Raw genomic sequence first — 12,769 nt, 5'->3', positions numbered from 1 at the left:
CGTTGGGTGCTTTTTTGCATCATGGAGGTGAACCTATGCAAATCCCTAGATTGTTAATGGAGCAAACTTATGCAAAGCTGCAAATGTCGACAACCCCTTCCAAGCAAGAAGTAGAGCAGCCAAGAGCGGATCTTGACATTCAGCAGCCAAGAGCTGTCATGAATATCACAAGGACACCGTCGAAATTAACCATAGATCAAACCGAGGCATTTGCCGATATGGATATTAAGTCGATTTTTAGGCGTTCAGAGGAATGGGCGGCTGAGGGGAAACGTGCGATTGGAGAAGGAATGGGGCGTAGAGCGGAAGAAGGAAGTGAACTCATCAAGATCGAGAATGGTGGGAATGCGATTGCTGAGTTTGCGAAAATCAACGGCAGTCCTCCAGCAAAACAATTCAACATCGGTGTGATTCCTTCATTTTTTAGTGTAAAAATTCACTATCAGCCATCTGAACTTAAAATTGATGTGGAGCCGCAAAAAGCTATTATAGAGGCAACACCTCATAAACCAATTGTTAACTACCAGCCAGGTAAAGTTCATATTGATATGTTACAATACCCAGAATTAAAAATAGAAGTTGACGAAACAGGTCAAAATGGTGATAAGGTATAGTTAAGAAAAATGAAAAAGGTCGTGAATTATGATCATTCAAACAAAATACCATGGAGAAGTGACGATTAAAGAGGAGCAAATCATTCACTTCTCTAATGGGATACCAGGATTTCTGGATCAAAAACAATTTGTCATTTTACCTTTATCAGAAGAATCCCCATTTTTAGTTCTTCAATCTTTGAAAAATGCAGAACTAGGCTTTATTGTCAGCAGCCCATTTTTGTTCTTCAATCAATATGAATTTGACTTAGAAGAATCGGTTGTAGACATTCTTGGGGTGGAAGATGCCAATGATGTGGAAGTCATGGTTATTTTAACAATGGGATCTTCTATTGAAAAAACGACAGCCAATTTAAGAGCGCCTATTATTGTGAATCGGAAAAACATGAAAGCCAAGCAGGTCATTTTGCATGATTCAGCCTATCATACAAAACATTCGCTAGAGGTGGCTTCCTCATGTTAGTTCTATCTCGTAAATTAAATCAATCGATTCAAATAGGCGACGATATTGAAGTTAAAATTATTGCGATTGAAGGCGACCAAGTAAAAGTCGGAATTGAGGCTCCTAAGCATATTGATATTCACAGGAAGGAAGTATACCTGTCTATTCAAGAAGAAAACAGCCGTGCTGCTAGCTTGTCCTTTGATCTACTTTCTCAATTATCCTCACAAAAAAAGTGAGGATTTTTTTATCCTATTTGTCTATCCTCCTCCGTGTGAAACCGTAGAAGTACACCATCTATATGAAACTTTAACAAATCGGTCCATCTATATTTAATTTAATAATTCAAAGCCGATATAAAAGATAGATTAAAGCACAGGAGCTGAATAACTATGTCTGTTGGTAAGTTGACTTCGCTAGAGCCACTGATTGATGCATTTCAAACCCGTGTTACGAATCATCAAAATGACAATGCAAACACTGATTTACAAGCAAATGGAAAAGTCGTTTCAAAAGAAGAAATTGAGAAAACGCTTCAAGGAGCAAATAAGCTGATTGAACCTACTCAATTTCATCTTCAATTTGAATTACATGAAAAACTCAATGAATATTATGTCAAAGTCGTAGATAACCAAACCGAAGAAGTCATTAGAGAGATTCCTTCCAAAGAATGGCTTGATTTCTATGCGGCAATGACAGAGATTGTCGGTTTATTTGTCGATAAAAGAATGTAATTGAAGGGAGAAAAACAATGGTTAATCGAATTACTGGATTTTCAAATGTATTTGATATTGATGAAATCGTCTCAAAGCTAATGAAAACTGAGCAAGCACCGCTTGATAAAATGACACGCCAGAAACAAACACTTGAATGGCAAAGAGACAGCTACCGCGAGATCAATTCAAAGGTCAAAGAATTAGATGATCTCATTGCCAAATTAAATTTAACATATCCGAGTACTTATGGCGCAAAAAAGGTCACAAGCTCCAATGAATCTGCTGTCACAGCAACTGGATCAACAAATGCTACCTCTGGCTCGATTAATGTGACTCAACTAGCGACAGCTTCCGTATTCAAATCTTCTGGCACATCTGGATTTACTGCTGCAAACGGTACGTTCACATTTGAGGTGACGACACCAGATTCTACGACACCCAAAACAGTGACCATTAATACGACTGATAAAGATACCCTTGATACAATCGTGTCAAAATTGAACAACGCTCAACTAGGTGTCACGGCTTATAAAGGTCAAATCTTTGATGGGACCAACTACGTGGATACAATCGCTCTGACTTCCCGTACGACTGGTGAAGGTGTCAGTATTAAGGCAGCGGATGGCAATTCTGCTTCATTTTTAACGCAATTAGGCTTCCAAGTGGATGGAGATAATAAATTAGTTGCGACTACTCAAGGGCAGAAAGCGCAATACGAAATTAATGGTCTCAAAATGGAAAATAACAATAATACCTTCACGCAGGCTGGTATCACATATGAACTTAAAGGAACAACAGATAAGCCTGTCAGTTTGAACGTTTCAACAGATGTCGATGCCATCTTTGATAAAATCAAACAATTCGTTGATAAATACAATGAACTTGTTGAAGAGATTAATGGTAAAGTCAATGAAAAAAGAAATAGAGACTACTATCCATTAACAGCAGAAGAGAAAAAAGCCATGTCTGACAAAGAAGTCGAGCTATGGGAAACGACTGCGAAGTCAGGCTTGCTGAGAAGTGATTCAATTTTACGATCTGGTGCATCTAAATTAAGAAGTGATTTTTATGTTGATATTACGACAAGTGATGGGAATAAAATTCACATGACACAAATCGGAATTGCCACTTCAGATAAATATAAAGATGGCGGAAAGCTTGTCATTGATGAACCGAAACTAAGAAAAGCCATTCAAGAAGACCCACAGAAGATTAGTCAAATATTTATGTCAGGTTCGCTAAATGTAGATTCAAAAGATAAAGATAAAGCGCAGCAGCAATATAAAGAACAAGGAATCATTCATCGTATCAAAAATTCCTTATCAGCCTTCTCAAAGAGCATTCAAACAAAGGCTGGTAGCACAACAATGGCATCAAAGGAATATGGACTTGGTAAGGACCTTGATTCTTTGACTCAACGAATGAGCACATTCCAAGACCGTTTAAAAATGGTAGAAGCTCGTTACTACAAAAAGTTTAACGCCATGGATAGTGCGATTCAAAAGCTAAACAACCAATCTGGCTATCTTTCTCAACTGCTTGGACAATAATTGGAGGTTTATAACATATGGCAATTCAGAACCCTTATGCCGCCTATCAGAAAAATTCTATTGAGACCGCAACACCGGCCGAGTTAACGCTTATGCTTTATGAAGGATGCTTAAAGTTTATTAGACTAGCAAAGCATGGCATTCAAAAAGAAGATGCTGAAATGAGAAACTTGAACCTGAAAAAGGCTCAAAACATCATCCAAGAATTAAATGTCACCTTAAATCGTACGTATGATGTATCAAAGAGCATGGCAAGTATGTATGACTACATCTATCGAAGACTGATTGAAGCCAATCTGCAAAATGACGAAGAGATCCTGAATGAAGTAGAGCAATATGTGACTGATTTCCGAGATGCTTGGAAGGAAGTCATTCAAACCGATCGAAAAGGGCGTCACCACTCTATTGGAGGATCTCTATGAGTATTGTGGACCAACTGCACGACCAAACGTTAAAAATGGCAGCGGAAATAGAGGCCAACCCGCAAAGTGAGACACTCGTTGAAGACTTTGATGCTTTTTTAGTTGAGAGAGACGAACTAATGAGAGACATTCAACATGAGCTTTCCGTTCAAGAAAAAGAGAAAATCAAAGAAATCATTCAAACAGATCAACTGATGGCCAAGCAATTAACGGAGATTCAAAATGGGATCAAGGCAGATATTCAAGCCATTCAACGTAAGAAAACAAAACAGCTGAATTATCAAAATCCGTATCAGCCCATGACAAGTGATGGCGTATACTACGATAAACGGAAATAAATAGGTGAGACCTGTGGCGTATCGTTCAGATGACTATATTTTATTAACCACATATTATGACCTTCTATATACGATAGAAGAGAGTCTAAAATATTTAGATGAAATTGAGAAGGATTTCGCTAAAACAGAAGGGGATCGGATCTTTAATGATCTGATCCATGCCTTCTTTCATTTAGAGACAACACATCCGCTTCTGCTTTCGATTATTGAAAATGAGCACTTTGCCAAGACGATTCGATCGTTTGACCAAATTTTTTTAAGTTTCGATATACTAGCTTTCTATACATTCCCTTCAAATCACTTCCAGTCATTCCTTACATCATATTTTATACCTGAATATAGAAAGTGGATGGATGAAATACATGCCTGTATGAGGCCGTATGTCATTCATTAATTTTTGTTCAATTCAGACCATTCGGAGGAATTTATGAGACTAAAAAATCAATTTTTATTTGGGCTTATTGTCATATGTGTATTGTTTGTCAGTATTTTAGGATTTTCTAGCTTTATCTATTACAAAACAGATCAATCGTATAAAGCACTCCTCACCAAAGAAGTAAAGCTGTACCAGACCTCACTGGAATTAGAGGCACTGCTACAAAAGCAGGAAGCACAAATTAAAACGTATGTGGTTGTTCAAGATGCTGAAAATTTACAGAAGATTGAGCAAACATATGAAGAAATCAATAAGAAAACAGCTGAAGCATCAAAAATGAGCACCGTTAAACAAGCAAAAAATCTGTTAGATCAAATTTCCGAAAAAAATTACCTTTACTACACCTCAACAAATCGATTATTTAATTCATTGAATATGCAAAATCAAAAAGAATTCAACACCCGCCTCAGTCAAGAATTACAACCTATCGAACAAGAAATACATACCTTTACAAAAGAATTTGCTCAAACACAATTGAAACAGCGTGATCAAAAAATCAGTCAGCTCAATGAAGAAAGTAACCAATTATTGCTGACGCTTATTCTCGTTAGCGCAGCGATTATAGTCGGCTTTTTAGTCATTGGCACAAGGTTTGTTCATCGTATGACAAAACCGATTGTCTCTGTCACACATGCAGCAAGAAGAATGGCAGATGGTGACCTCACACTTGAAGAAATTGAAGTAACCTCTAAAAATGAAATTGGCCAGCTCGGTACGGCTTTTAACCAAATGACAGCTCATTTGCGTCAGCTCATCTTACAGGTGCAAAACGGGTCAAGGCAATTAGCTGATTCTGCTGCTCAATTTGAAGAAACCATCAGTCAAACCATTTCGGCTAGTGAACAGACGTCTAGCTCGATTGAACAGGTCAGTGAAGCTTCACGTGAACAATCGGATGCAGTAGGAAAAGTAGCTTCGGCGATTCAAGAAGTCTCGACTGGTATGCATAATGCGGCTGAACATACGTCTGATGTTTCGGGACACTCAATTTCAGTGACTGAAAAGGCTGAAGAGGGCGCATCCCTCATTCAACAATTTGTGAAACAAATGAGTTCTATTAAGGAATCTGTGAATGAACATCATTCTACAATGGCCAATGTACAAGTACAGTTTACCGGCATTCAAGACCTGCTGGGGAATATTCATGCCATTGCAGATCAAACAAATTTACTTGCTTTAAACGCAGCCATTGAAGCAGCAAGGGCTGGGGAACATGGACGAGGTTTTGCGGTTGTTGCAGATGAAGTCAGAAAGCTGGCGGAAGAATCAAGTCAGCTGACTGATCAAATTAGTCAGCTACTCGCCAACGTGAACAAAGATACTGAAAGATCGTCTCAATCTATGACGAAAGTGGAACGAGATGTAGCAGAAGGTGTGAAAGTATCGCAATTGTCTGAACAGAGTTTTCAAGAAATTCTGGAATCCATCCGTGATATCTCGATGAAAGCAGAGGAGCTTTCTGCCACGACAGAGCAAATCTCAGCTAGCACAGAAGAAATTTCTCAAACAATTGGTGTGATAGAAGAAGGAGCCAAGCGAAATTCTCAGGAAACAGAGTACATGTCGGCGGCTGTTGAAGAATCACTAGCGGCGAATGAGGAAATGAAAGCAGCTGCGGAAGATTTAAAATCTTTGTCTCAATCACTGAAAACATCTATTTCATCTTTCAAGATTTAACAGTGCGATGGTCTTTTTCAAGAATTAATCGAATATATATTCATCACCTATCAAGTAAAAGCTGAAGCACCGCAGGATTCGACAAATTTCAATAAAAATTCACATTTTTTTTACGTTTGAGCAGGAGAAAAGGAGGGAAAAGTAGAAATAAGTTTACATATCCTTAATTTTAAAGGAGGCGTTCTTTACATGAATTACAATGTCCGAGGAGAAAACATCGAAGTAACACCTGCACTAAGAGATCATGTCGAGAAAAAAATTGGAAAGCTGGAGCGTTATTTTGAGTCAGATGTTGATGCTTCAGTCAACGTGAACTTGAAATTTTACAACGATCAAGAATCTAAAGTTGAGGTTACCATTCCAATGACTGATCTAGCACTTCGAGCAGAGGTGCATAATGAGGATATGTACAATGCAGTAGACCTAGCAACCAGTAAATTAGAACGTCAAATTAGAAAACATAAAACGAAAGTGAACCGTAAATTCCGTGAGCAAGGTGCGAAAAAGCATTTATTTGCTGGAGGAAACGGTGCGTCCGAAGTAGCAGTTCAAGATGACGAAGAGATTGATGAAACAGAAATCGTCAGACAAAAACGCTTCAATTTAAAACCAATGGATAGCGAAGAGGCCATTCTCCAAATGAACATGTTAGGTCACAGTTTCTTTGTCTTCACAAATGCTGAGACAAATTTGACCAATGTGGTATACCGCCGAAATGACGGTAAATATGGACTCATTGAGCCGAACGCTTAATCATTCGTTCCTTTTGATCCGAAAATGACCTAAAAAAAGTAAACCCGCTCCCTTCATTAGGGGCGGGTTTTTTGTGCTAAATCATTGCAAATTCTTTGGAAATCAAGGAAGGTATGGTATGATAAATACAGGTAAATATGGACCTGTCAAACTTTTGGACATGCCGAAAAATTGCATGAAATAGAGGAGCGTTATTATATGCTTGGAATCTTAAACAAAGTGTTTGATCCTACGAAACGTACGATCAGCCGATATGAAAAAAAGGCAAATGAAATCGAAGCTCTCGCTCAAGATTTTGAGAAATTATCTGACGAGGCTTTACGAAATAAAACGATCGAATTTAAAGAAAAACTTGAAAAAGGACAATCTGTAGACGACCTTTTGGTTGAAGCATTTGCAACGGTTCGTGAGGCTTCCCGCCGCGTGACAGGAATGTTCCCATTTAAGGTGCAGCTCATGGGGGGGATTGCCCTACATGAAGGGAATATCTCTGAGATGAAAACAGGTGAAGGTAAAACGTTGACATCAACGATGCCTGTTTATTTGAATGCTCTTTCTGGAAAAGGCGTCCACATTGTGACAGTCAACGAATATTTGGCAAGTCGTGATGCAGAGGAAATGGGCAAGATTTTTGAATTTCTTGGCTTAACGGTTGGCTTAAACTTAAACAGCTTAGACAAAGATGAAAAAAGAGAAGCGTACGCTGCTGATATCACGTATTCAACAAACAATGAGCTTGGCTTTGATTATTTACGAGATAACATGGTGCTGTATAAAGAGCAAATGGTTCAAAGACCACTTCATTATGCCGTCATCGATGAAGTTGACTCCATCTTAATTGATGAAGCGAGAACACCTCTTATTATTTCTGGACAAGCTGCAAAATCGACGAAACTTTACGTACAAGCAAATGCCTTTGTTCGTACGTTAAAAATAGAAGACGATTTCACTTATGATATTAAAACAAAAAGTGTACAGCTGACTGAAAGCGGAATGACGAAGGCGGAAAAAGCATTTGGCATCGAGAACTTGTTTGATGTCAAACATGTTGCTCTTAACCACCATATCGCGCAGGCTCTTAAGGCGCATGTTGCGATGCAAAAAGACGTTGATTATGTTGTGGAAGATGGTCAAGTCGTCATCGTTGACTCCTTCACAGGACGTTTAATGAAAGGACGCCGCTATAGTGAAGGTCTGCACCAAGCCATTGAAGCAAAAGAAGGTCTTGAAGTGCAGAATGAAAGCATGACACTTGCAACCATTACGTTCCAGAACTATTTCCGTATGTATGAAAAGCTATCTGGTATGACAGGTACAGCGAAAACGGAAGAAGAGGAATTCCGTAACATTTACAATATGCAAGTTGTCACAATCCCAACCAATAAACCGGTTGTGCGTGATGACAGACCTGATTTAATTTACCGTACAATGGATGGCAAATTTAAAGCAGTAGCTGAAGACGTCGCACAGCGTTATATGACAGGACAGCCGGTCCTTGTCGGAACTGTTGCGGTTGAGACATCTGAATTGATTTCAAAACTGCTTAAAAATAAAGGCATCCCTCATCAAGTGTTAAACGCGAAAAACCATGAGCGTGAAGCACAAATTATTGAGGAAGCTGGACAAAAAGGTGCCGTCACAATTGCGACAAACATGGCGGGACGTGGAACAGACATCAAGCTTGGCGAAGGTGTGAAAGAACTAGGCGGTCTTGCTGTTATTGGGACAGAGCGTCATGAATCACGCCGTATCGATAACCAGCTCCGTGGTCGTTCTGGTCGTCAAGGAGACCCAGGGATTACTCAATTCTATCTCTCAATGGAAGATGAATTGATGCGCCGATTTGGCGCAGAGCGGACAATGGCGATGCTTGATCGCTTCGGTATGGATGACTCTACTCCAATTCAAAGTAAAATGGTCTCAAAAGCTGTTGAATCTTCTCAAAAACGTGTTGAGGGGAATAACTTTGATTCCCGTAAGCAGCTTCTGCAATATGATGATGTTCTTCGTCAACAGCGTGAAGTTATTTACAAACAGCGTTTTGAAGTCATCGATTCTGATAACTTGAAATCGATTGTGATCAATATGATTCAATCGTCTATTGAGCGGGCTGTTGGATCTTACACGCCGAAAGAAGAACTTCCAGAAGAATGGAAACTGGATGGTCTTGTTGAATTAATCAACACGAACTATTTAGATGAAGGTGCCATTTCGGTCAAAGATATCTTCGGTAAAGAAGCAGATGAGATCACCGAATTCATCATGGAGCGGATTAAAGAGAAATATGATGCAAAAGAAGAGACATTTGGCGATGAACAAATGCGTGAATTTGAAAAAGTCATCGTTCTTCGTGCAGTAGATTCTAAGTGGATGGATCATATCGATGCAATGGATCAGCTGCGTCAAGGAATCCATTTACGTGCATATGCACAAACCAATCCGCTTCGTGAGTATCAAATGGAAGGTTTTGCGATGTTTGAGCATATGGTCGCTTCAATTGAAGATGACGTCGCTAAATATGTGCTAAAATCAGAAATCCAAAACAACCTAGAACGTGAAGAAGTCGTTCAAGGACAAACAACTGCTCATCAACCTCAAGAAGGCGATGAGGAGAAAACAGTGAAGAAAAAGCCGGTGCGTAAAGTGGTGGATATCGGAAGAAACTCACCGTGTCACTGCGGAAGCGGCAAGAAATATAAAAATTGTCATGGGAAGACAGAATAAGTAATGGAAAGAGGTGAAAACCTCTTTCTATTCATGTCAGCCCCCATACATCTATGAGGTGAAGGATATGGAATTAGTAGAAATTAGACAAGAGCTTGAAAATATGGCTAGCAGGCTAGCTGATTTTAGGGGGTCTCTTTGACCTAGAAACAAAAGAAGTCAAAATCGCAGAGCTTGAAGCGACGATGTCAGAGGCTGATTTTTGGAACGATCAGCAAAAGGCTCAAGGGGTAATCAATGAAGCCAATGCACTAAAGGATTCTGTGAACTCCTATCATGAACTCAGTGAATCGCATGAAGAACTACAAATGACACATGACTTATTAAAGGAAGATTATGACGAGGAGCTTCATGCAGAGCTTGAAAAAGAGCTGAAGAACTTAACGAAGCAGTTTAATGAATTTGAGCTACAGCTTCTTTTAAGCGAACCTTATGATAAAAACAATGCCATTCTTGAGCTTCACCCAGGTGCAGGTGGTACTGAATCACAGGACTGGGGTTCTATGCTACTCAGAATGTACACTCGCTGGGCAGAGCGCAGAGGCTTTAAGGTCGAAACACTTGATTACCTTCCTGGTGATGAAGCGGGAATTAAGTCTGTGACATTACTGATTAAAGGACATAACGCTTACGGTTACTTAAAAGCAGAAAAAGGTGTCCATCGTTTAGTCCGTATTTCTCCATTTGATTCATCTGGCCGTAGACACACCTCTTTCGTTTCCTGTGATGTCATGCCAGAATTTAATGAAGAAATTGATATCGATATTCGTACAGAGGATATTAAGGTGGATACGTATCGTGCAAGTGGTGCAGGGGGTCAGCACGTCAATACGACGGACTCTGCGGTTCGTATCACACACATCCCAACAAATGTCGTCGTGACGTGCCAAACGGAAAGATCCCAAATCAAAAACAGAGAACGTGCAATGAAAATGCTGAAATCTAAGCTTTATCAAAAACGGATCGAAGAACAGCAGGCGGAATTGGATGAAATCAGAGGAGAACAGAAAGAAATTGGCTGGGGAAGCCAAATTCGCTCATATGTTTTCCACCCATATTCTCTTGTGAAAGACCATCGTACCAACACGGAGATGGGAAATGTTCAAGCGGTGATGGATGGAGATTTAGATTCCTTTATCGATGCGTATTTACGTTCAAAATTATCATAAAAACTCGGCTTCTTGCCGGGTTTTTTTTATTGTGAGAAAATATAATGAATATAAAGGAATACATATGCCATACTGACTCTATATCCTTTGTATGATGAAATTAGCAATTAAAGGGGGAAATAATTTGGGATTAAAACCATTACAAGAGACGTGGGATTTAGATGCCTTTTTTAAAGGAGGCAGTTCTTCACCAGAATTTAAGACATACCTGCAAAACATTCAGCAGCTATTAGATGAGTTACGACAAAAGGTAGATGCCTTTTCAAAAGAAGATACACAAATTGAAAAAAAGTTAACAGCTGTCCTTGAAACGTATGAAATCACATATAAAAAACTAGCGCAAGCAGGTTCATTTGTATCCTGTCTACAATCTCAAAATACAAAGGATATGAAGGCGGGCAGTCTCCGAGGGTCTATTGCCAAGCTGGAAGCTGAATTAGGAACCATTCTAGCAGGGTTTGATCAATCACTTGCTGAGATTCCTACTAGCCAGTGGGAAGAATTAATGGATTCAGCCGCTTTTTCAGATGTTCGTTACATATTAAATGAACGAAGAGAACATGTGAAAGATCAGCTGCCTGTTGAACAGGAAACACTCATTCAAAAACTAGCAGTAGATGGGTATCATGCGTGGGATGAACTTTATTCTAGCTTGGTGAACAAAATTACCATTCCATTTGAGCAAAATGGTGAAACACAAATGATCTCTGTAGGCCAAGCAGAAAATGCGATGGATGATTCAGATCGTGAAGTAAGAAAAGCCGTGTATCATAATTTAGAACATGCATGGACACAGGATGAACATTTGTTTGCAAGCACACTCAATCATCTCGCTGGTTTTCGTCTACAAGTATATGAAGCAAGAGGATGGGATCATATATTAAAAGAGCCCCTTGATATTTGCCGGATGAAACAAGAGACGCTCGATACAATGTGGTCTGTCATTGATGAACATAAACAGCCATTCATTGATTATTTACAACGTAAAGCTGACATGCTTGGGGTTGATAAACTAAGCTGGTTTGATGTGGGAGCGCCTATTGGAAGTGAGACAAAAACCTATTCTTATCAAGACGCAGCCGCTTTTATTATCAAGCATTTCGCAGGGTTTGGAAAAGAGCTTGCTGCTTTTACTGAAAAAGCTTTTAATGAACGCTGGGTAGAAGCTGAGAATCGCCCAAACAAACGAGTGGGCGGTTTCTGTACGAATTTCCCTGATAGCGGAGAATCACGTATTTTTATGACTTTCTCAGGGACTCCATCCAATGTAGCGACACTAGCACATGAGCTTGGTCATTCGTTCCATCAGGAAGTCATGCAGGATGTTCGGATGTTAAATCGTAAATATGCGATGAATGTAGCTGAAACTGCGTCGACATTCGCAGAAATGATTGTGGCAGATGCTTCATTAAAAGAGGCGGCCAATGAAGAAGAGCGTCTCAGTTTGCTAGAGGATAAGCTGCAGCGCAGTGTGGCATTCTTTATGAATATTCAATCACGCTTCTTATTTGAACAACGTTTTTATGAAGAGCGCAAACAAGGAGAAGTGCCAGCTGACCGCTTGAATGAGTTGATGGTAGAAGCACAGAAGGAAGCCTTTGGTGACTCTTTAGATGAATACCATCCGCATTTCTGGGCGTCTAAACTGCATTTCCATATTACAGGGGTCCCGTTTTATAACTTCCCTTACACCTTCGGGTACATGTTCTCGCTAGGTATTTACGCGAAAGCATTGCAAGCCGGGGCATCATTTGAAGAGAAATATATTGCGCTATTAAAAGATACAGCGTCAATGACTGTAGAAGATTTGGCATATAAGCACCTAGGTGTCGACCTGACTCAAAAAGCATTTTGGGAAGAGGCCATTTCACTGGCTGTGGCAGATGCTGAAGAGTTTTTAGAAGCGACGAAGGCATAAAAAATGAAAA

At 39.6% G+C, this 12,769-nt stretch carries 13 protein-coding genes; all 13 read left to right on the top strand.

The features are described from left to right. Nucleotides 1-35: 35 nt before the first annotated feature. On the top strand, nt 36-614 hold the full coding sequence (locus tag M2369_RS05585) for a DUF6470 family protein (protein WP_041091473.1): 579 nt from the start codon (nt 36-38) through the stop codon (nt 612-614). A gap of 28 nt (nt 615-642) precedes the next feature. Then, nucleotides 643-1,077 carry a flagellar assembly protein FliW gene (gene fliW, locus M2369_RS05580; RefSeq protein ID WP_259253538.1) on the top strand — a complete coding sequence of 145 codons (435 nt, stop codon included), beginning with the start codon at nt 643-645 and terminating at the stop codon, nt 1,075-1,077. Beyond that, entirely contained in the window at nt 1,071-1,295 is a 225-nt protein-coding gene (csrA, locus tag M2369_RS05575) for a carbon storage regulator CsrA (protein WP_008348252.1), read from the top strand. The genes fliW and csrA overlap by 7 nt, the downstream gene beginning before the upstream one ends. 153 nt (nt 1,296-1,448) lie before the next feature. After that, the gene (flaG, locus tag M2369_RS05570) at nt 1,449-1,790 is read left to right on the top strand and encodes a flagellar protein FlaG (RefSeq protein WP_007499987.1); all 342 of its coding nucleotides are present in this window, start codon (nt 1,449-1,451) and stop codon (nt 1,788-1,790) included. A 17-nt stretch (nt 1,791-1,807) separates the two neighbouring features. Next, nucleotides 1,808-3,322, top strand: a complete 1,515-nt coding sequence (locus M2369_RS05565) for a flagellar hook-associated protein 2 (protein WP_041507838.1) — start codon at nt 1,808-1,810, stop codon at nt 3,320-3,322. Nucleotides 3,323-3,339: 17 nt separating this feature from the next. After that, nucleotides 3,340-3,744, top strand: coding sequence for a flagellar export chaperone FliS (gene fliS, locus M2369_RS05560; protein WP_008348247.1), 405 nt, complete (start codon nt 3,340-3,342; stop codon nt 3,742-3,744). Next, nucleotides 3,741-4,082, top strand: a complete 342-nt coding sequence (gene fliT, locus M2369_RS05555; RefSeq protein WP_008348246.1) for a flagellar protein FliT — start codon at nt 3,741-3,743, stop codon at nt 4,080-4,082. The genes fliS and fliT overlap by 4 nt, the downstream gene beginning before the upstream one ends. A 13-nt stretch (nt 4,083-4,095) precedes the next feature. Beyond that, entirely contained in the window at nt 4,096-4,476 is a 381-nt protein-coding gene (locus M2369_RS05550) for a DUF8042 domain-containing protein (RefSeq protein WP_008348244.1), read from the top strand. A gap of 33 nt (nt 4,477-4,509) precedes the next feature. Beyond that, nucleotides 4,510-6,195: a methyl-accepting chemotaxis protein gene (locus M2369_RS05545; protein ID WP_024719234.1), complete on the top strand. Its 1,686-nt coding sequence runs from the start codon at nt 4,510-4,512 to the stop codon at nt 6,193-6,195. A 189-nt stretch (nt 6,196-6,384) separates the two neighbouring features. Then, nucleotides 6,385-6,948 carry a ribosome hibernation-promoting factor, HPF/YfiA family gene (gene hpf, locus M2369_RS05540; protein ID WP_007499992.1) on the top strand — a complete coding sequence of 188 codons (564 nt, stop codon included), beginning with the start codon at nt 6,385-6,387 and terminating at the stop codon, nt 6,946-6,948. 198 nt (nt 6,949-7,146) lie between these two features. After that, nucleotides 7,147-9,672 (top strand): preprotein translocase subunit SecA, encoded by a 2,526-nt coding sequence (gene secA, locus M2369_RS05535; protein WP_035701569.1) that lies wholly within the window; start codon nt 7,147-7,149, stop codon nt 9,670-9,672. Between the two features lie 67 nt (nt 9,673-9,739). Further along, a protein-coding gene (gene prfB, locus M2369_RS05530; protein WP_096881918.1) for a peptide chain release factor 2 occupies nt 9,740-10,841 on the top strand; the annotation gives its coding sequence in 2 pieces (ribosomal slippage) (nt 9,740-9,811 and nt 9,813-10,841; 1,101 coding nt in all). Between the two features lie 124 nt (nt 10,842-10,965). Continuing rightward, nucleotides 10,966-12,759 (top strand): M3 family oligoendopeptidase, encoded by a 1,794-nt coding sequence (locus M2369_RS05525; RefSeq protein WP_017368134.1) that lies wholly within the window; start codon nt 10,966-10,968, stop codon nt 12,757-12,759. The last annotated feature ends 10 nt before the right edge of the window (nt 12,760-12,769 follow it).

It is taken from the genome of Bacillus sp. JUb11, from assembly GCF_024807925.1.
In the GTDB taxonomy this organism is placed as follows: Bacteria; Bacillota; Bacilli; order Bacillales; family Bacillaceae; genus Bacillus; species Bacillus altitudinis.
The sequence above is the reverse complement of the archived record's forward strand: the minus strand, read 5'-3'. Positions and strand labels throughout refer to the sequence as shown.

Coding starts and splice junctions, on each gene's coding strand:
- flaG (WP_007499987.1), top strand. CDS start 1,449: ATGTCTGTTGGTAAGTTGACTTCGCTAGAGCCACTGATTGATGCATTT.
- fliW (WP_259253538.1), top strand. CDS start 643: ATGATCATTCAAACAAAATACCATGGAGAAGTGACGATTAAAGAGGAG.
- csrA (WP_008348252.1), top strand. CDS start 1,071: ATGTTAGTTCTATCTCGTAAATTAAATCAATCGATTCAAATAGGCGAC.
- secA (WP_035701569.1), top strand. CDS start 7,147: ATGCTTGGAATCTTAAACAAAGTGTTTGATCCTACGAAACGTACGATC.
- M2369_RS05565 (WP_041507838.1), top strand. CDS start 1,808: ATGGTTAATCGAATTACTGGATTTTCAAATGTATTTGATATTGATGAA.
- M2369_RS05545 (WP_024719234.1), top strand. CDS start 4,510: ATGAGACTAAAAAATCAATTTTTATTTGGGCTTATTGTCATATGTGTA.
- fliS (WP_008348247.1), top strand. CDS start 3,340: ATGGCAATTCAGAACCCTTATGCCGCCTATCAGAAAAATTCTATTGAG.
- M2369_RS05585 (WP_041091473.1), top strand. CDS start 36: ATGCAAATCCCTAGATTGTTAATGGAGCAAACTTATGCAAAGCTGCAA.
- hpf (WP_007499992.1), top strand. CDS start 6,385: ATGAATTACAATGTCCGAGGAGAAAACATCGAAGTAACACCTGCACTA.
- fliT (WP_008348246.1), top strand. CDS start 3,741: ATGAGTATTGTGGACCAACTGCACGACCAAACGTTAAAAATGGCAGCG.